The organism is Pseudomonas sp. P108 (assembly GCF_032613195.1).
In the GTDB taxonomy this organism is placed as follows: Bacteria; Pseudomonadota; Gammaproteobacteria; order Pseudomonadales; family Pseudomonadaceae; genus Aquipseudomonas.
The window spans coordinates 3,299,155-3,318,658 of the sequence record NZ_CP126691.1; the positions used below are offsets into that span (position 1 = coordinate 3,299,155).

At 56.4% G+C, this 19,504-nt stretch carries 17 protein-coding genes; 10 read left to right on the forward strand and 7 right to left on the reverse strand.

Features of this window, described 5'->3' with window-relative positions; all coding sequences use genetic code 11:
* Positions 1-80: 80 nt before the first annotated feature.
* From QOM10_RS14430 to QOM10_RS14440, 3 genes are all read left to right on the forward strand, one after another.
* Positions 81-1,412 carry a nucleobase:cation symporter-2 family protein gene (locus tag QOM10_RS14430; protein ID WP_316918353.1) on the forward strand — a complete coding sequence of 444 codons (1,332 nt, stop codon included), beginning with the start codon at positions 81-83 and terminating at the stop codon, positions 1,410-1,412.
* A gap of 30 nt (positions 1,413-1,442) precedes the next feature.
* Entirely contained in the window at positions 1,443-1,952 is a 510-nt protein-coding gene (locus tag QOM10_RS14435; protein WP_127927602.1) for a nucleoside deaminase, read from the forward strand.
* Positions 1,953-2,101: 149 nt separating this feature from the next.
* Positions 2,102-2,233: a hypothetical protein gene (locus tag QOM10_RS14440; RefSeq protein WP_086936038.1), complete on the forward strand. Its 132-nt coding sequence runs from the start codon at positions 2,102-2,104 to the stop codon at positions 2,231-2,233.
* A gap of 86 nt (positions 2,234-2,319) precedes the next feature.
* Here the strand turns inward: QOM10_RS14440 and QOM10_RS14445 are convergent, their stop codons facing one another.
* The 4 genes from QOM10_RS14445 to QOM10_RS14460 form a co-directional block, all read right to left on the reverse strand.
* The gene (locus tag QOM10_RS14445; protein ID WP_316918355.1) at positions 2,320-2,715 is read right to left on the reverse strand and encodes a hypothetical protein; all 396 of its coding nucleotides are present in this window, start codon (positions 2,713-2,715) and stop codon (positions 2,320-2,322) included.
* 215 nt (positions 2,716-2,930) lie between these two features.
* Positions 2,931-5,378: a fimbria/pilus outer membrane usher protein gene (locus QOM10_RS14450; RefSeq protein WP_127930400.1), complete on the reverse strand. Its 2,448-nt coding sequence runs from the start codon at positions 5,376-5,378 to the stop codon at positions 2,931-2,933.
* Positions 5,379-5,596: 218 nt separating this feature from the next.
* Positions 5,597-6,346, reverse strand: a complete 750-nt coding sequence (locus QOM10_RS14455) for a molecular chaperone (RefSeq protein WP_034154083.1) — start codon at positions 6,344-6,346, stop codon at positions 5,597-5,599.
* 68 nt (positions 6,347-6,414) lie between these two features.
* Positions 6,415-7,020: a fimbrial protein gene (locus QOM10_RS14460; RefSeq protein ID WP_034154082.1), complete on the reverse strand. Its 606-nt coding sequence runs from the start codon at positions 7,018-7,020 to the stop codon at positions 6,415-6,417.
* Between the two features lie 319 nt (positions 7,021-7,339).
* Between QOM10_RS14460 and QOM10_RS14465 the strand changes: the two genes are divergently transcribed.
* The 6 genes from QOM10_RS14465 to QOM10_RS14490 all read left to right on the forward strand — a co-directional run bounded on the left by QOM10_RS14465 (position 7,340) and on the right by QOM10_RS14490 (position 16,058).
* Positions 7,340-8,560 (forward strand): EAL domain-containing protein, encoded by a 1,221-nt coding sequence (locus QOM10_RS14465; RefSeq protein ID WP_034154081.1) that lies wholly within the window; start codon positions 7,340-7,342, stop codon positions 8,558-8,560.
* 174 nt (positions 8,561-8,734) lie between these two features.
* Positions 8,735-9,442 carry a response regulator transcription factor gene (locus tag QOM10_RS14470; RefSeq protein WP_034154080.1) on the forward strand — a complete coding sequence of 236 codons (708 nt, stop codon included), beginning with the start codon at positions 8,735-8,737 and terminating at the stop codon, positions 9,440-9,442.
* A 7-nt stretch (positions 9,443-9,449) separates the two neighbouring features.
* Positions 9,450-13,082 (forward strand): transporter substrate-binding domain-containing protein, encoded by a 3,633-nt coding sequence (locus tag QOM10_RS14475; protein WP_316918356.1) that lies wholly within the window; start codon positions 9,450-9,452, stop codon positions 13,080-13,082.
* Between the two features lie 104 nt (positions 13,083-13,186).
* Positions 13,187-13,564, forward strand: coding sequence for a type 1 fimbrial protein (locus QOM10_RS14480; protein ID WP_223026763.1), 378 nt, complete (start codon positions 13,187-13,189; stop codon positions 13,562-13,564).
* Positions 13,565-13,873: 309 nt separating this feature from the next.
* Positions 13,874-14,335, forward strand: a complete 462-nt coding sequence (locus tag QOM10_RS14485; protein WP_077572901.1) for a hypothetical protein — start codon at positions 13,874-13,876, stop codon at positions 14,333-14,335.
* A gap of 94 nt (positions 14,336-14,429) precedes the next feature.
* Positions 14,430-16,058 (forward strand): methyl-accepting chemotaxis protein, encoded by a 1,629-nt coding sequence (locus tag QOM10_RS14490; protein ID WP_077572900.1) that lies wholly within the window; start codon positions 14,430-14,432, stop codon positions 16,056-16,058.
* 75 nt (positions 16,059-16,133) lie between these two features.
* Here QOM10_RS14490 and QOM10_RS14495 read toward each other — a convergent pair whose 3' ends face one another.
* Entirely contained in the window at positions 16,134-16,673 is a 540-nt protein-coding gene (locus tag QOM10_RS14495) for a hypothetical protein (RefSeq protein ID WP_093431579.1), read from the reverse strand.
* Positions 16,674-17,092: 419 nt separating this feature from the next.
* Here QOM10_RS14495 and QOM10_RS14500 point away from each other — a divergent pair, with 419 nt between their 5' ends.
* Positions 17,093-17,956, forward strand: coding sequence for a fimbrial protein (locus QOM10_RS14500; protein WP_410479223.1), 864 nt, complete (start codon positions 17,093-17,095; stop codon positions 17,954-17,956).
* 211 nt (positions 17,957-18,167) lie between these two features.
* On the opposite strand, the gene QOM10_RS14505 is transcribed toward QOM10_RS14500, so the two are convergent.
* Both QOM10_RS14505 and QOM10_RS14510 read right to left on the reverse strand, forming a co-directional pair.
* Positions 18,168-19,169, reverse strand: a complete 1,002-nt coding sequence (locus QOM10_RS14505; protein ID WP_316916328.1) for an NAD(P)H-quinone oxidoreductase — start codon at positions 19,167-19,169, stop codon at positions 18,168-18,170.
* Complete coding sequence (locus QOM10_RS14510) at positions 19,170-19,502, reverse strand: carboxymuconolactone decarboxylase family protein (protein ID WP_316916329.1); 333 nt, start codon at positions 19,500-19,502, stop codon at positions 19,170-19,172.
* Positions 19,503-19,504: the final 2 nt, after the last annotated feature.

Consider the following 19,504-nt stretch of genomic DNA (forward strand, 5'->3'; position numbering starts at 1 on the left):
CTCCGGGGCGGATCTACCCTTCAACGCCCCTGAGCATGCCCGCGATCTCAACAGATGCCGCACCTTCAGGAGCGTGTGAAATGACCCCACAACGCATTCATCCGGTGGACGAGGTTTTGCCACTGCGACAGTTGTTCACGTTTGGCTTGCAGCATGTTTTGGTGATGTACGCGGGAGCGGTGGCGGTGCCGCTGATTCTCGGCAGTGCGATGGGCCTGACCTCGGCGCAGGTGGTGTTGCTGATCAACGCCAACCTGTTGACCTCTGGCGTGGCGACGCTGATTCAAACCCTCGGTTTCTGGAAGTTCGGCGCGCGGCTGCCGCTGATTCAGGGCTGCTCGTTTATTGCCCTGGCGCCGATGATCATGATCGGCAAGGAATTCGGCCTCAGTCAGATTTTCGGCGCGGTGATCGCGGCAGGCTTTATCACTATTGCACTGGCGCCGGTGTTCAGCCGCTTGCTACGGTTTTTCCCGCCGGTGGTGATTGGCAGCCTGATCACCATCATCGGCATCTCGCTGATGCCAGCAGCGGCGATCTGGCTGGGCGGTGGCAATCCCGACTCGGCGGATTTTGGTAATCCCGCGAACTTGTTGCTGGGCCTGGCCACGGTCAGCGTAACGCTGGTAATTTACGCCAAGTTCAAGGGCTTCATCGGCAACCTCAGCGTGCTGATTGGCTTGTTCGTCGGCAGTCTGATCGCAGCGGCTTGCGGCATGACTCACTTCAATCGGGTCAGCGAAGCCGCGTGGTTTGAGCTGAGCGCGCCGATGGCATTCGGCGCGCCGGAATTCGCGCCGGTGCCGATTCTGATCATGACCCTGGCGATGCTGGTGATCATGGCCGAGACCACCGGCAACTGCCTGGCGATCGGCAAACTGACCGGCAAACCGACTACGCAACAAACCCTCGGCAATGCGTTTCGCGCCGATGGGTTGTCGACCATGCTCGGCGGCTTGTTCAACAGCTTTCCCTACAACGCCTTCACCCAGAACACCGGTTTGATTGCGCTCTCAAACGTGAAAAGCCGCTTCGTCGTGGCCGCCGCCGGGTCAATCATGGTGCTGATGGGTTTGTTCCCGAAACTCGGTGCTTTGATCGCCGCGGTACCGACTCCGGTGCTCGGCGGTTGTGCGATCGTCATGTTCGGCATGACCACGGTGGCGGGCATTCAAGAACTGTCGCGGGTGCAATTCGAGGGCACTCGCAACGGCATCATCGTCGCCGTATCGGTAAGTGTCGGAGTGCTGCCAATGTCCTTTCCGGCGCTGTTCGAACACGTTGGGCCAACGCTGAAACTGGTACTCGACAGCGGGATTTTCCTCGGCGCGATCACCGCCATTGTCCTCAACATCCTGCTCAACAACGATAAAAAATCGACCGAAACCATCGGCGCTGAACTGGCCGACTGACTTTTGTTTTCCACTGCCCAGGAGTTACCCATGAATCAATTCACTCAGCTCATTCCGGCCGGCGTCAGCGAGCTTGATCTGGCCTTGCTGCGCCAGACCATCGCCTTGTCCGAGGCATCGAAACAACGCGGTCGCCATCCGTTCGCGGCATTGGTGGCGGATCGCAACGGCAAGGTGATTGTCGAAGCGGGGAACAACTCGATGCCGCCGCAAGGCGATCCGACTCAGCATGCCGAGTTGGTGGCGGCCGCCGCAGCGGCAAAACTGCTGTCGCCGCAAGAGCTGGAACTGTGCACGCTGTACACCAGCGCCGAACCTTGCTGCATGTGCGCCGGCGCGGTGTATTGGACCGGGATCGGGCGGGTGGTTTATGCCTTGTCGGAGCATGCGTTACTGGGATTGACCGGTGACCATCCGGAGAACCCGACGTTCTCGCTGCCATGCCGCGAGGTGTTCGCCAAGGGGCAGCGCAAGGTCAGTGTGTTGGGGCCGATGCTGGAGGGGGAGGCGGCTGAGCCGCACAAGGGTTTTTGGTCGTAACCAGCTTTGCAACGAAGCTCGAATGGGGGTGAGGTTGCGCTATCCAGAGACTTAAGAGCACTTGCTCGCCGAGAGGGAGAAGGTGCGAAGTTTTGGAACTGCCAGCCCTCGGCCGATGCCGAATGAGTAACCAGAACGAGGGCAAAGCAATGACTGAAGAAACAGCACAATTTCCAGAGGAAGAAGTACCGGATCAATCGACGCCGGCGCATTCCACAGAGGAAGAGCAAAAGCGCCTTAAAGATTTTAACAAGGAAGGCATCCCGCCCGGCAGTTGCTGATCGGTAGGCTCGGGACACATCGGCGCGTCGCTTTGCGACGCGCCATGAGGCGTTGGCCCGTGCCTGTGCGGCCATCGGCGGGGATTTCAAGCGTGTGTGTCAACGCTGAGTGTCATTTGGATCAATGTTGCCTGCAGCGCGTGGAGGTTGCCAGCGCATACAGAAATCTGATTTTGAATCTCGATTGTTCTTTGAGCCTTCTCTTCTTCTGGCATATTCATTCTTTCGGTTTTAGCCAGCTCTGCTCTGCGAGTTGCAAGTTGTTGCTGCATCTCGGCAATTTGTTTTTTTATGAGCTCGACTGCACTAATAGGCTGTTTGACCGTATTAACACCTTCTTCGCTGGACTCAATTCTAATCTTGTCGTCGCTTGTGGTTTTCTTCGTAAGTGCTAGATGATTTTGCGAATCTGATTTTATGTGTTGGTTGTTCTCTGGTTTTTTCTTATAGATGGTTACGCTCATTGCACTGATTTTTGGCATGGCTAATTCTCTTGGCTTTCTCGCCTATAGGGCGGTGGGGCTATTGATCTCACACGGTTGCGCGTGAGTGCTCACTACGCCTTTTATGGTAATGAGTCTTCTGCGTGTGGATATAGGAATTGTCTTGTTTTTATGCGCCATGGCTAGACGCGCAGAAACGACAAGGCTCTGAATAAATCAGAGCCTTGATGTTGAAGATTGAAGAATTGAACGTGTTATTTCGATGTGTCTACGCTGGTAGAGCAAGAAAGCCGGTAATGCTCATAGTTCAAATCCTTTAGCCTTTCTGGAAGCTTGTAGGGGGCGGGGCAACTCTTGCCCTGCCACTTGATTGTGATGATGCCTTGATCTTTGGTAACAAGCGCTAACGCCTTGCCGGTGGGGTCGGAAAGTGCCAGTTGTTTACCTTCGGCGTCCATCAATACGGCTCCGAATGGGAGGGGTTTGCCCTCGGCATCGTAGAGTTCGAACTGGATCCGTCTCCCTTTGCTGCCTTCGAAGCGCGCAAGCACTACTGAACCTCGTCTCGGTACGAGTTGTTGAGTGGCGTTGTCCAGCTCTATGTCACCGCCGAGATTTCGTGTGTCCAGTGTCACCCAATTCACGCGATAGGGCTGTGCGTTTGGAAGGACGGCATAGCCGTTGAGGCCGGTTTTCACGCCGGAGTAGCTGCTGACTTCTACCCCTGACATGCCAGGCACTTCCACCATTGCGAATGTTTCGCCGACGGTCTGGCCCATGTTGATTCCCCCCGCGTGAGCCACGATCGATCCGGCCGCGCTCAGGTTCTGTGATTCATAACCGCTGCCTCGGCTGTAGCCCAATCCCAGATCGCCCATCGCTGTACGGGTACTCAGGCTGAGTGAGCCGGAGCGATCACCTTGCACACTGCGCCCGGTCTGTACGGAATAGTAGGTGTCACTGTCTTCAGTCAGATAACCATTGATCCCGGCTTGTGTACTGGTGCCGGTATTCTGATGATTGCTGGAAATGTAGGCGCGAGGTGCGCGAGGTGTCGATCCGAGCGGGAATGAGATCGAAACGCTCAGTTGGGTGTCGTGAGTGGTGTCACCGCGTGCGCCGAACTCTTCGGTTTTACTCAAACTGATGTTGTAGTTCAGGTCGCGCCAATTGTTGTTGTAACCGGCGGAGAAGCTGCGCGAGCCGCCGCGATCCCAATAGCGCTGATCACTGGCATTCAAGTACAGCGAGCCGTACTGGCGCGCTTCGCCCAGGGTCTGGTTGACCGTGAGGTCGGTACGGGTTTTGGCGTTACCTGCGCGCCGCGTAGCGCCGGTGCTGGTGTCCTGAACGTGGTCGGTCAGCGTGCGGTAACCCTCGGTCGAATAACGATAGGCGGCGAGGGTGAAGCTGGTATCGGTGCCGGTGAAGGTCTTTGCATAGAGCGCGCGTACGCTGCTGCCCTGGGTCGTTTTACCGAATGCCTTGCTGGACGATTGAGTCACGTCCAGCGACATCGCGCCAATCGAAGTGTTCTTCGCCGCACCGACGGAAAGCGCCTTGAAACCATTGCTGGCCTGAATGCCGGCAATGCCTGTCAGGTTGCTGGTCAGACCGTAGGCGAAAGTGCCGCCCAGGAAGGCCGGCTTGTCGTAGCCCTCGCTGTTGTTGTTGAATTTGCCGCTCGACAGGCTGTACTTCAACTGTCCCTCACGCACCATCGTCGGCAAGGCGGAGAACGCCTGCCGGGTGACCTTGCGCCGACCATCCGCCTCGACAATGGTGATCTCCAGATCGCCATTGGAACCCGATGGATAGATATCACTGATCTCGAACGGCCCCGGCGGCACGTTGGTGGTGTAAAGAATGTAGTTATCCTGGCGGACCTCGATCTTCGCATTGGTTTCAGCCACGCCACGAATGATCGGCGCATAGCCGCGCTCGCTGTCTGCGCGCATGCCCTCATCAGAGGCCACCTTGACGCCTTGATAGCGCACGCTGTCGAACAGATCCGAATCGGAAAATATTTCACCCGCACTCAGTTGCCCCTTGATCGCCGTGAGGTCGCGCTGGATGAACGTGCGATTGCTGACAAACCGATTGGGCCGGCCGGTGGCACTGCTCAGATTGGACTCGTTGCGCAAACGCCAGGCACCGAAGTTGATGCCGTTGCGCAGCCCCAGATTATTGGAGATTTGCGTCGAGTAATCGGTTTTGCTGCGGGTGCTGCTCAACTGATAGTTGATGAATCCGGCGGCCACGCCATCGTCCCAAAGCTCTGGGTCAACATAGCCGCGCATGCCGCGTGCCATAGCAACCTGCGGCACGCTGATATTGAGGCGCAGGCGGTTGGCGTCAAAACTGATACTGGCTTGCTCGATCATCGACGCAAGATCGTAGTGATCGGCAGGCCGTTGCTCATCAACCAGACCTTGCTCACGCAGTTTGCTCATGTCCACACCCAGCTGCTGTAACAATTCCAGGGTGATACGTGGCTCGACTTTGCCGTTGAGCGGGTTGGCCGCGAAATCAACGTCGCGACGCCCGACCAGCGTGCCGTTGCTGAAAACGTCAACGCGATATCGGCCTGGCAGAACGCTGTTGGCATTCAACAAAGGTTGCAGATCGACCGCCGATGAACCTTCCAGAAACAAGGTATTGAACGCTTCACCCGCTACCGCGGCCGGGGCTTCGGCACCCATGGCGAAGCCACAAATGGCCATGTTGATGGCAAAGCACAATGGATGCAGGCAGCCCAACGCCGTTTTGCTTTTATGGCGCACAACGTGATGCTTTACACAACTTGAAGATGTGTGGTGTTGGGAGGAGAACATGCAATTTGCCTTATCAGTCCGTGTTGCTTCAACCGGAGTCCGGAACTCGTAAATAGCTTGTGAATTGGCGGGGCGGGGCGAGGAAGTTACTGGGCGGATGCATCTTTCACGCGCTCGGCATGACTTTCGATAGCGCTGAGTGGTGCATCGAATCGTTGTTGTGCGCCGTAATCATTAATGGCTGAAAAAGTCAGGCGTGGAGAACCGGGTGGCAACTCTTTCAAGTTGAACGAGCGAACTTCGCCCGGAGCGATCATTGTCGAATCAATCACCAGTTCCGCTTTATTTCCAGCAGCGACTTTCAGGTCGGCCAGCGATACGTGGTAATTGCTTTGATTTTTTACTTTCAGTACCGACTTGCCAGCTTGCGTGACCAGTTGCCATACAAGTTGCACCGGCGCTTGCGCGGCGGCTCCGGTGAGTCCGTCCGGACGGAAGAAAACCTTGATGCGCTGACGTACCGCCAGTTGCAGCGTATTGACATCGGCAGCACTGGCCTGAGGGATTTCCTGCACGTTCAGCCACACCACCGACTCTTTGTCCGCAGGCATGCCGCGGCCTTCATAAAGAATCCTCAACAGTTGCTGTTGATTGGGTTCGAGTCGGGCCAGCGGTGGAGTCACCGCGAACGGCGGCGCGCTGCCAGCCGCGTCGCCGGCATCCAGCCACGATTGCGCCAGGATGGTTTGCCCGCCGTTGCGCACGGTGACGTTTGCCTCTTTGTGCGCGCCATCGAAAATGATCCGGGTGGAACTCAAGGAGATGCTGGCGAATGCCGAGTGCGTCATCAACAACCCGGCAAGCCCCAGGCAGAGCGGAAAATAGCGACTTAACATAGTTTTCACCGATTGATCTGGTGGGGAAGGACGAGGCACAGCGGCCCCGTCCAGGTATTGCGCGCTGCTTATTCGTATTCGAGAACGAACGGCAGAGTGGCGTTACCGGTACCTGCAGTAGCGGTGGTCTTGTCGCCGGTGGTGACGTAAGCGGCTGCGAACGACAGGGTGCCGTCGCCGCCAGTGGTGCCGTCGCCGGTCAGACTGGTCTGTACTTTGGCAGTGGCTTCAGAGCTCAGGTCGATCAACTGGCCGTTGCTGTCCAGCAGCGCGATACCTACGCCTTTGGCTGCATCAGTACCTTGCAGCTTGAGAACTTTCTTGCCATCAACCAGGCCCGAACCACCGTTGACGGTTGGTTTGAACAGCATCGACACTTTGGTGCCGGCGTTGCAGTTCACTTTCAGGTTGAAATCGTTGGCAGCCACGCGACCAGCACCCGGGGCAGAATCGGTGCCCATGTCTTTGATCGACACGCTGCCCATGTCCACAGCGATCATCTTGTCGTTACCCGAAGCGCCATCTACCGAGCAAGCGTCGTTGTTGATGACGCCGGTGAAACTGATTTGACCGCTGCCGCCCTTGACGGCTTTAGCGGCTTCTTCTTCAGCCAGTGCGCCAGTGGAGGCAGCCAGTACGGAAAGAGTGAGTACTGCGAAAGCGAACTTTTTCATGTTTATATCCGAAGTTATTGTGAAGTGCTGCATTGAAATGCCAGGCCATGTTAGGTCGGTGATAGCGATGGGTCTTTGAGATTTGTCTTAAAGCGTGGCAAGTGCGAACAAGGCGGCAATATCGGAAGTGCGTATTTATATTCTCAGTAAAGTGCAGTGGACTAAATGAGACAATTCTCAAAGTCGCGCGAGCTCTACCTGATTAGTATTCGCGGACGCAGAAATTCTCAGTCAATGCAAAGTTTGTGAGCAATCTTTCTGTTGGAAGATGATTCAAGCTTTTCGCTATTAATGGCTGATAGAAAGAGGTTCCCGGTTTGTGAACACGCTTCGTATATTGGTATTGGAAGATCACGCCTTCCAGCGCACGGCTGCGGTCAGCGCGCTTAACAGTCTGGGTTACAAAAATATCTTTCAGGCGGCTGACGGAAAGGATGCGCTGGCTTTGATCTCCCAGGCAGGAGGTGTGGACGTTGCGTTGTGTGACTTGAGCATGGCCGGGATGGATGGTTTGACCTTTCTGCGCCTGGCGAGAGAGGCCGGATTGATTCGCGCAGTGATCATCTGCAGTTCACTGCCTGAAGACTTGTTACGCACGGTCGATCGAATTGTCACGTTGCAGGGCCTGGAATTGCTTGGCAGTGTCGGCAAGCCCTTGATGGTCGATGTGCTGGCGCCATTGCTGGCTCGCTATCGGCCGAACAGCCAGGTCGATGCCAAACTCGCGGAAAGTCATCTCGATCAGCCTACGGAGAACGAAGTACTGGAAGCGATACGCCGGCAGGAATTTCGCGCGTACTTCCAGCCCAAGTTTCACCTGCGCAGTGGTGAGGTGGATGGCGCCGAGGTGCTGGTGCGCTGGCAAAGCCCCAGTCGCGGGTTGCTTTCACCGGGTATGTTTCTGCCAACGATCGAGCGTTGCGGACTGCTCGACGAAATGTTTTTCAGCCTGCTCACGCAAGGACTGAGTCTGCAGCGTTTCGTGCAGTCCCACGGCAAGCCGTTCAAGCTCGCCTTCAATCTCGACGTCACGCAGATGGCCAACCCGAATCTCGTCGACCGGATCAAGGCGCTGTTGCGCATTCACGGCGCCTCGCCAGCCGGGCTCATATTCGAGCTGACGGAAACCGGTCTGCTGCAGATGCCCGAGATCAGCATGGAAAACATGGTGCGTCTGCGCATGCTCGGCTTCAGCCTGGCGATCGATGATTTCGGTGTCGGCTACTCTTCGCTGGAGCGACTGTGTCAGATGCCGTTCAACGAAATCAAACTCGACGCCGGTTTTGTGCAGAATTTCCAGCAGGCTCGCTACAGTGCGGTTATCCACGGTGCACTGGCCTTGGCGCGCGAGCTGGACATGCGAGTGGTCGCAGAAGGCATTGAAACCGCAGATCAGGTTCATCACCTGGCTCGACTCGGTTGCCAGTGGGGGCAGGGTTTCTTCTATGCCCGGCCCATGAATTGGGCGCACCTGGTCGATTGGCGTTTCGAGGGTCAAAAATCGTCCTGGCGCCGGGCAATAGGCACGTCCGACCTTTGATCTGCACGCGCGGTCTGACTTTTGGGACAAAGCCCTATTTCGTCACGTCTTCAAAACAATCATCATGTGACGAGAAATCAATCAGATGCACCTGAATGCTTCGGTGATGCCCGGGATCGGCTGCGGCTGCCAAGTGCTGATGATCCTTCAACCCTCCTCATCATGGAGCTGTTCATGCATTGGTCAGTCGTGAATCCGTTACGCGTTGCCATCCTTGATGATCACTCGCTCATACGTCTGGCGATGAAATCGCGGCTGACGCGCGAAGCCGAGTTCAGTGTCGTGGGCGTGTACGCGAGCAGTGCGCAGTTGCTCGCTGGATTGCGCGAGACCGAAATCGACCTGCTGATACTCGACTACAAGCTGCACGATGGCGAGCTGGACGGGCTTAATCTGATTCGTCTGCTGCGCAAGCAATATCCAGGCATGCGCATCCTCGTCTCATCCTCCGAAGAGCGCCCGGCAGTAGTGAACATGGCGATCGGAGCGGGCGTCAGCGGATTCTTCGGCAAGTCCCAGCCAGTCGATGACCTGATCACCGGCATCCGCTGCGCAGCGTCCGGCCAGTTGTACCTGTCGCAGGCAATGGCCTTCGAACTTGATGTGCTGCCTGTGTCAGTCGATGAGCCTGCTGGTAGCAATGATGACGGCGCGGCGCACAGCGACGATTTTCTGAGCAATCCTCTGCTGTCGCCGAAAGAGAAAGAAGTCTTGCGCTGCTGCCTCGAGGGTATGGGGGTGACGCAGATCGCTTTGAAGTTCTCGCGCAGTCGCAAAACCATCAGTGGGCAAAAACAGGCCGCTTTCAAAAAGCTTGGCATTCGTGGTGATGCAGAGCTGTTCAAGTTGCAGCACAGCCTGACAGCCGACAACCAGGGATAACTCGCTTATGTTTCATCTGTTGCGCGGTGTTTTGCTCGTCAGTGTGCTTTTCGTATTCGGTAGCGGGTCGTTGTGGGCAGCAGAGCCGCGCACTCTGCAGGTGTTCGGTCGATCGGACTGCAAGGAGGTGCAAGTCGATCTGGGCAATGAAGACTGGAGTTGGCTACGGCAGAAACGCAGCCTCGTATTGGGATCGGCGCTTCCGGATTTTCCGCCCTATGTGATGACCGCAAGCGGTACGCGTTATGAGGGGATTGCCGCCGACATTGCCTGCATTATCGGCCAGGCCTTGCATGTCGAAGTTACCGTCAAGGCTTATCCTGACCGTCGCGACGCCATGGCGGCGCTTGAACGCGGCGACATCGACATGTTGGGCAGCTCCAACAGTTTCGAGTTGATCGATGGCCTCGTCACGCTCAGCAAACCTTATGTCGAAGACGTGCCGGCGATGTTCATGCGCGGCGATGATCGGCGACCGATGCCGGCCAATCTGGCCGGTCTGCGTATTGCGGTTGCCGACGATTACCTCCCATCCAGTCAGCTGCATGGCTTGTACCCCAACGCCGAGTTCGTACTTTTCCCATCGAACGAGTTGGCACTGGCCGCGCTGGCGTTTGGCAAAGTCGATTTGTTTCTGGGCGACACGGTGTCCAGCAATTATCTTATCAATCTCAACTACTTCAACTATGTGCGCCTGCACTCTTTCGTCAAAACGCAAACCAGCGGTTTCAGCTTTGCCTTGCGCCGAGGTAATGATCAACTGCTGCGTCTGATCGACTCGGTCATCGAGTCGATGGGTGAGGGCAAGATAGCCGAAATTTCCAAGCGCTGGTCCGGTGGCGGCGGGGCACTGACACCCAAACGCATCGATCTGACACCCGGTGAAGCACGCTGGCTTGAACTGCACCCGGTCGCGCGGTTCGTGATCAATGACGATCAGGCGCCATTTGCGTTCTTTGATGGCGATGGCAATTTTGGCGGGATCGGCGCCGATCTGCTGGAGCTGATTCAGCGGCGCACTGGTTTGCAGATCGATGTAGAGCGCACCGACAGTTTTTCCAGCTTGAGCACACGCCTGCTGGATGGCAGTGCCGATATCTCGTTGCTGACGCCAACCGTCTCCCGTGAAGTCGGTATGCGTTTCACCCACCCGTTCCTCGCCAGTCCCTTTGTGATCGTCACCGCCAAGGACGCAGGCGCGCCGTCAAGCCTGCAGGAGCTACGCGGCAAGCGTGTCGCCGTCCCCGAGAGTTCGGCGGAGCGTGAGCTGCTCAAGGATTACCCCGACATCGAGATTGTCGACAGCGAAACAGTGCTGGGCGCTCTGGCTGACGTGAAGGATGGGCGAGCAGACGCGATGATTACCACGTTGCACAGTGCGCGTTACTACATCGCTCACATCTACAGCGACAGTTTGCGCATCTCCAACATCGTCGGCATGAACAAGGGTTTCCTCGCCTTCGCCGCCCGACGCGCCGATACCGAACTGGTCAGCATTCTGAACAAGGCTCTGTTGAGCATTCCACCCGATGAGCTGGACGTGATTCTCAACCGTTGGCGTCCCATTGCTGCGTTCTCGGGTTTGTCGTGGCGCGATTACAAGACGTTGATCTACCAGATCAGCGCTGGCGCATTCCTGATCATCCTCGGATCGCTGGCGTGGAATTTCTATATTCGCCGGCAGATCCGCGAGCGCAGTCGGGCAGAGCGCTTGCTCGGCGATCAACTGAAGTTCATGGGGGCGCTGATCAACGGCACGCCGCATCCCATTTACGTTCGCGATCGGGAAGGTCGGCTTGTCACCTGCAATAACAATTATCTGCAGACGTTTGGCCTGTTGGAAAAGGACGTGATTGGCAAGACCGTGCTCGAAAGCGGCAAGCGCAATCGCCAGGAGGCGTTGCAATTTCACGATGACTATCTGCGCGTCATCGAGCGGGACGAACCTTACGAGGTGGATCGCACGCTGCATGTCGGTGATACGCGGCTGATCATTTATCACTGGATTCAGCCTTATCACGACACAACGGGCGAAGTCAGAGGCGTGATCTGCGGCTGGATCGACATCAGCGAGCGCCGCGAACTGATCGAAGAGTTGCGTTCGGCGAAAGAGCTGGCCGATGAGTCGAGCCGCGCCAAAACCACATTCCTGGCGACGATGAGCCACGAAATCCGTACGCCGATGAGCGCCGTGATCGGCATGCTTGAACTCACACTCAAGCGCGCCGAGCAGGGCCACTTCGATCGACCGGCGATTGAAGTGGCCTACGACTCGGCCAAAGGCCTGCTGGAGCTGATCGGCGACATTCTCGATGTGGTTCGCATCGAGTCTGGGCATGTCAGTCTTTCGCCGAAACGTGCCAACCTGCGCGAACTGGTCGAATCCGTAGCGCGGGTCTTCGACGGCCTGGCCAGGCAGAAGAGTCTGGTGTTGAAGCTCGATATCGACGCCACCGTCGGCTGTGACGTACTGGTTGATCCGATGCGCTTCCAGCAGGTGCTCTCGAACCTGGTCGGCAATGCCATCAAGTTTACCGATACCGGGCATGTCAGCGTCTCGATTCGTGGCCAACGCCTTGCTGACGAACGTTTGCAGGTCGACTTGAAAGTCGAGGACACCGGCATCGGCATTTCCAGCGCTGATTTGCAGAACCTGTTCCAGCCGTTTTCGCAAGCCAATCACGGCCCCTCGAACCGGGGCGGCACCGGTCTGGGGTTGGCGATTTCACGTTCGCTGTGCGAGTTGATGGGCGGGCGGCTGAACATCACCAGTACGCTGGGCAAAGGCACCTGCCTGGAAGTATCGCTGTTCTTCAATATCCTCAGTCCGCTCGGCGGCAAGGTGCTGCCTGTTTCGGTCGTCCAGGACAAGCCAGTGCCGACGCTGCGGATTCTGGTAGTGGATGACCAGAGCGCCAATCGTCTGCTGCTGATGCAGCAGCTCAGCTTTCTTGGCCAGGCGGTGCGTGACGCTGCCGATGGAGCGCAGGCATTGGCGTTGTGGCGCTCTGAGCCGTTCGACATTGTCATCACGGACTGCAACATGCCGGTCATGAACGGCTATGAACTGGCCCGCACCATCCGCCAGGACGAACGCGACAGTGGTGGCGCGCCGTGTATCGTCTTGGGCTTCACAGCCAACGCGCAGCCGGAAGAAAAAGTGAAATGCCGAGAGGCGGGGATGGATGACTGTCTGTTCAAACCGATCAGCCTCAGCACCTTGTCGACCATGCTTGCCGGCTGGGAAAAGAATGTCGAAACCGAGCCGGTTCAAAGCCCGCCAGCGGCGAGTATCAAGGAGCTGGGGTCGATTCGCGAGCGTCTGACCGAACTCACCGGAGGCGATCTCGACATGATGAAAGAACTGCTGCGCGAGGCGCTGTCTAGTTGCGAGAAGGATCTGGAGGAGTTGCATTCGCTGATACCCGAAAGCGATCCCGGTTTGTTGGCTGACCTGGCACATCGGATCAAGGGCGCGGCGCGCATCGTCGCCGAGCATCAGGTCATCGAGGCGTGTAACGACCTTGAGGCCGAGTGCGAAGCGCCGGTCATCGATCCACTGGATATCAATCGCAGCGCGTTGAAGCTTGAGCATGCACAAGCTGATCTGATCAAGAAAATCAAACGGGTCGAGCTGTAACCGTATTGGCGCAGGGCCCTGCTGACTGGCCTTGTAATGAAGGGGGACGTTAAAGATCATTTTGCAACGGGCGATACCTTGGTTAATAACCATGGAGTTTCGCGATGATCATTCGACGTCCTTTATTGATTGCCTGTCTTTGCCTGCTGGGTTTTGACACCGTCAGCGCGGCCCAGTCTGCGCCCGTCAGCGGAGTGATTCGCTTCAGTGGACGGATTGTTGAGGCAAGTTGCACGGCGAGTGGCGCCAGCCATGCTTCTGTCGAGCTGCTTGATTGTCCGCAGGCGAGCACCGGTCAGATATTCTCGGTGACTAAAGTCAGTGCAGCAGGGCGGGGTGAGCCGCGCCAGCAAGTGTTCGTGAAGATGATTGCCGATTCCCACGAGCAGGAAAAATATTACGACCAGCGTTTGCTGCTCACGGACAACAAGGGCCATCAGATAACGACTGGCAATTACGTCGTGACGCTGACGCTACCTTGATGGACTGAGAAAGAATGAGTTTGCGCCCCTTGTTTCAAGGTTACTGACAACAAGGGGCGTTAATAATGAGAATTGTCTGGTTCGTACACAACCGTCCCGCGCTTCTGGCATTGCGCCGCTCGCCACCGCTGCAAAACCCCTCCCTCCAAAGACTTTGAACCATGCCGTGCCCCGCTAGCGCGGGCTTGTCAGCAAAGTGTGGTTTTCGTTCAGCGACCCCTGCGGTCATTTTGAGACAAGTCTCATATCGGACGGGCTGGCCCTTGGTTATTTTCTTGAAAGGAAGAATGGAGCTGCCAAAGGTGTCCGATGTTTCTTGAAAATAACCGAAGTCGATCCTTGCGGATCCTGATCGCCGATAGCGACGTGCGTAGAGGCCTGTCGATTGAACAGCAGTTCAACAAGCTGGGCTGTCTCAGCGTCGTGAACGTATGCACTTATCGTGACCTGAGAATACTGACGTATTACTGCCCCCAGCGGCTCAGCCTGGTCGTCGTCAATGCTGAGTTGCTCAACGAGATGGCGATGGATCCGCTCGATTTTTTTGGGGAAAACCCGCTGATTCGTCACCTGCTGATTTTCAACCCCAGTGATGATCATCAGTGGTCGAAGACCTTCTTCAACCCGCATCCGCAACGCTGGATGCGTCTGGTCTCGAAAATCAATCTGCCGCGATTGGCGGATTTTCTGATGCTGGCTGATCCCGCGCTCAATGAAAGTGCGGAGCCGGCCTCAACTGATCCCACGCTGTCTTCGTGTGCAAACCGCTAGCTGCACCCTTGCGCGGTGACGGCTGATTGTCTGCGCCAGCTTTCCTGCCAGCTCGTAAGACCCATTGTCTGAATACACTCTAAGGTAAGGCATCATGCTGCTTCGTAAACTCAACCTCGCGCCGCGATCGGCGCTGTGTTTTGGCTTGTTCTGTCTCATGATTATCGCGATCGGATTGATCGCCTTGCAGCAAGTCGACTTGCTCAACAAGGCAGAAACCTATGTCGAGACGACCATCGTGCCAAGCATCAAGCTGCTCGGCCAACTGGATCGCGAGTTCATCGAAATCAAGGGCAATAACGCCCGTTTGCGTAACCCTATCGAAACCCCTGAGCGCAAGGCTCAGGCCCTGATGGACATTCAGCAATCGCGTCAGCTCATCAAAAATCATCAACGAGCGCTCATTGATCTGCTGACTACTGACGCTGGGCGTAAAGCGTTCGAGGAGTTCGCCAAAGCACAAGCGGTCAATGATCAGGCGCAGGACCAATACCTTGAAACCGTGGCGAAAGGGCAGCTTGAAGCGGCCATTGCGCTGTCAAAGAATCAGATGCGTGCCGCCTCGGACGGCGTGCAGGTCGCGCTCAAAAAGCTGATTGCTCTCAACGAGATCGAAGCATATGAAGCGGGCAAGCAGGCCGACAATGTCTACGAACACACGCTGTTGATCGTCAGTGTGTTCATTGTCATTGCCATCGGTGCTTCCTTGGCCCTGGCGGTGTTGTACACGCGCAGCCTGACGGTGCCGATTGCAGGCTCGCTGAGGGTAGCGGAATGCATCGCTGCCAACGATTTGAGCGAAACCATTGCGCTGGATGGTTCCGATGAGGCGGCGCAGATGCTGTCTTCGTTGGCCGCGATGCAGGCCAGTTTGCGTGATGCGCTGATCATGATCCGTGACTCGTCCACGCAGTTGGCCGAAACCTCCGAAGTCATGCATGGCGTCACCGAAGATATTTCGCGTATCACTCAGCGTCAGAGTCATGAAATCGAAATGGCCGCCACCGCCGTGACTGAAATGAGTGCGGCGGTGGAGCAGGTCGCGGACAACGCCGCATCGACCTCGCAACTGACGTCGGAATCAAGCGCAGCAGCTGTTGCCGGTAAAGCCCAGGTCAGCGAAACGGTCGCGGCAATCAATCTGATGGTTTCCAGCGTGCATAGCACCTCGGCTGAAGTGCAGGCGCTTTCTACGATGGCGAGCGATATCAGCAGCGTGCTGGACGTGATCCGAGAAGTCGCCGAACAAACCAATCTGCTCGCTTTGAACGCGGCCATCGAAGCGGCACGGGCGGGGGAGGCGGGCCGTGGCTTTGCCGTGGTTGCAGATGAGGTGAGAGGGCTGGCGCAACGTACGCAGAAATCGACCGAGGACATTGAATCCATGGTCAGCTCCATTCAGTCGGGCACCAGTCGGGCGGTTTCTTCCATGAGCCACACCCGCTCTCAGGCCGAAAGAACGCTCGAGATGGCCAATATCGCCGGCGAAGTGCTGACTGACATCACTGGGTCTCTGAATCTTATCAATGAACGAAACCTGCTGATGGCGACCGCTGCCGAAGAGCAGGCTCAGGTTGCGCGCGAAGTGGATCGCAGCCTGATCAGCATTCGCGACCTGTCTTGCGAAACTGCAGAAGGCTCGAAACAGACCGCCGTTGCGTCGGCGGAGCTTTCGCAATTAGCGGCATCGCTGAATAAGTTGACCAAGGAATTCAAGCTGTAAAGAGTGAGCAGGAAGCCCTGATCACCAGGGCTTTGTTTGATCCGCGGTCAATCCTGTTGTGCAGCGGCCGCTACCTCATTTCTGTGTTGGCTGCTCGGTTTGTGCCGTCAGTTGTTCAATGCAGGTGGCGAGTTGTTTTTCATAGCTTTCAAGCACCGCTTCGGCTTCAGCTTCGCGCTCATCACGCAAGCGAAAGAAGTCATCGCGACTGAGCTGGTCCGCTACGAGGCGGATATTTTGCTCGATGATCGCGCACAGTGAATCTTCATCCTCTAACGCGGCGCTGGTTTGCGCCGCGCGTTGAGTGTTTTCGAGCTCCGTCTTTGCTGTCTCGGCGGCCTTCGCCTGTTCCTTCGCGGTAAGCAGGTCAGTCTCCAGTGCCTGCTTTTGTTCTGCCAGACGCTTGAGTTCTGCGCTCATTGACTGGATGGCATCGGCTCGCTGTGTGAGCTGGATCTCCTGCTTTTGCACCACGGCCTTCAGTGGAAACAGATTGTTGAGCTCATAACCGGCGGCGACAGTCATGGCGATCAGCGCCAGTGCCAGAATCGTCAGGCAATAGATGGCGGCGTTGCTCTGGGGTTTTGGGCTATTGAGGGTATCGAGGGCTCTCACGGAATCGTTTCTCCTTTCAAGAGTGGACAGTGTAATGACCGATTTCCGTTGCGCCTTTAAGACGAGTCTTAAATTGTCTGTTGGTTATCTGCGCTGGTAAAGGATGGTGTTCAATAACGTGTCCTTTTATAGGTTTTTCCGATTTGGCTAGTTAGCTATAAATCTATGAGAATTGTCTGTTTGTTGAATAAATAAACTTTTTGCGCAAGTGCTGTTTATTTATTATCTTCTCGTTCCGATTGTGGTGGTTTTGCTGCCGATTAAATATTCGCGCCATCGTCAGTCATTCAGTTGTTTGCATGCAATGCAGAGTCAGAGAGAGTGCTATGAAGTTATCCCGTATATCAATTGTCGGACTCTTGTATATGCTGTCGTCAAATACAATGGCGGCGGTATGCGAATTTTATCCCGATAATTCCATGGGCGACCTCCGAGTTGTCCTTCCGGCCACGATCTCGGTGCCGCGGGACACGCCGAACGGCACGGTTATCTATGAAAGCCCAATCGTGACCCTGGGAGCCATTCCCAGTTCGTTCAGGTGCTCTGCGGTACACAATGAAGGTGTTCGCAATTCTGTGGGCGTCACCCAATCAGGCGCGCAGATTTTTCCTGTTGGAAATACCGGGATCGGCTGGCAATGGATTCGACCGCCATCGGGCAAAGCATGGAAAGGCTTTCCGGGAGACACCGACGTTGCTGGCGGTTGGGGGTGGAATGGCACTCAGCACATCTTGCGTCTTGTAAAGACGGGTGAGATTTCCGGTAGTGCGACGATACCCTCAGGCCAATTGGGGAAATTTGTCGCTGCTGAAATCGAGCCTCTGGCATTGAATACAAGTGGCACGCGGGTGGTCTCACAGTCTTGCGAAACACCCGATGTAAAAGTTGATATGGGTAGCTATAACTTGAGCGATTTCCCGAAGAACGGTGCCTATGCCAAGGAGCAATACTTTTTTCTCAGTATGAAAAACTGTCCTGCCGGAATAAACAACTTCCGCTACTCCTTTTCGCCCACTGCGGGCAGCCCTGCGTGGGACGCTAATACTGGCATGGTAAATCTGAACAGTAGCTCCACTGCCAAAGGTTTGGCATTGCAGATGCGCTTCAGAGACGGGAAGCCACTCAAGCTGAATCAGAACTACATAACAAAAGCGCCTACATCGGAAGGCGGGAATGCATCTGTAGACTTGCAAGCGCGCTTCGTGCGCATCGAGCCTTCCAATGCGCAAATGCGAGCGGGCAATGCCAATGCCGAAATTGCCTTTGTCGTTGAGTATCTATGAGGAGGCCAACAGCTTCTTCACCTCAGCCACAATCATCGCAATGTCGAAAGGCTTGGGCAGCCCCACGTCGAACTTTCAAAGAAAGGCATGAGAAGCGGGTTGTCGACATACGGAACAGGTCGACTAAGCCCGAACACTTATGCATGTCAATGCATAAGCAGAAAACGGTGCCCATCAAGGGCACCGTTGTTAATCGACCATTCGACCCGTTTTAAATCAAGTCTTCTGGCTGCATCGTCAAAATGATTTTCCCGACGTTCCCGGAAGACTCCATCCGGCGATGCGCATCGGCAGCCCGCGCTAGAGCAAACGTGCTATCGACGACCGGCTCAAGGCTTCCGGCACCCTCGAAGCGATCAAGCCAGTGATCGCGGAATCGCTTGATCATGGCGTGCTTCTCCGGTTGCGTGCGTGACTTCATCACCGTGCCGATGATTTGCAAGTGGCGGTAAAGAATGTCCTCCAGCGCCACCGTGACGTTGCCGCCACCGCCAAGGATGCCGACCTGAATCAGGCGACCGCCCTTGGCAAGGGACGCGATGTTGCGGGCGAAGTAGGGCTCACCGATAAAGTCGATGATCACATCGACGCCACGCCCCTGGGTTTTTTCGGCGATCACTTGAGAGAAGTCCTGCGTCTTGTAATCGATCGCCACGTCTGCGCCCAAATGCTCGACACGCGCCAGCTTGCTGCCTTCGGTGGTCGCATACACCGTGGCGCCGGTGGCGTAAGCCAACTGCACCGCAGCAGACCCGACGCCGCCAGCGGCCGCGTGTATCAGCACCGAATCGCCAGCCTTGAGCCGAGCCAGGTGCATCATCGCTTCATGGGCCGTGACGAAGACCTCGGGAATGGCCGCCGCATGTACATAGTCAACCTGCGCAGGGATGTGCATGGCCATGCGGTAATCGATGCGTGCCTGCTCGGCGTAGGCGCCGCCGCCGACCACACCCATGACGCGATCTCCGACCTCGAACCCCGTCACCGCTTTACCTTTGCCGATCACTTCGCCAGCGATTTCCAGGCCGATGATCAGCGAGTCACCGAAATTCGGATGGCCGTACCCACCGGTCCGGTGAGTCAGATCCGCACGGTTCACCCCGGCGGCATAGACACGCACCAGCAGGTCGTCGGGACGGACTTCAGGATTGGCGACCTCGACGAGTTCGAGGACGTCTGGCGCACCGAATTCTATGATGTTGATGGCTTTCATTCAGTTGTTCTCCGTTTCGCTGAACGTGGCGTTGGCGATAGCCGATGCGGTGATGGCGCCAGGGAAGCCCACATAGAAAGCCAGGTGTGTGATCGCTGCCGCCAGTTCGTCTTGGGTTACACCGTTGCCAGCCGCGCGGCGCAGGTGAGCAGGCAACTCTTCCGAGTGTCCAGCGGCAATCAATGCCGCCACGGTGATCAGGCTACGGTCGCGCGGGGACAGCGCCGGGTCACTCCAGATCTGCGGATAAAGCGTTGAATCGACGAATTGCGCCAGCTTGGGTGTAAACGCGCGCGCGGCTTCGCGAGGACTGCTGAAATTGAGCTTGGACATGG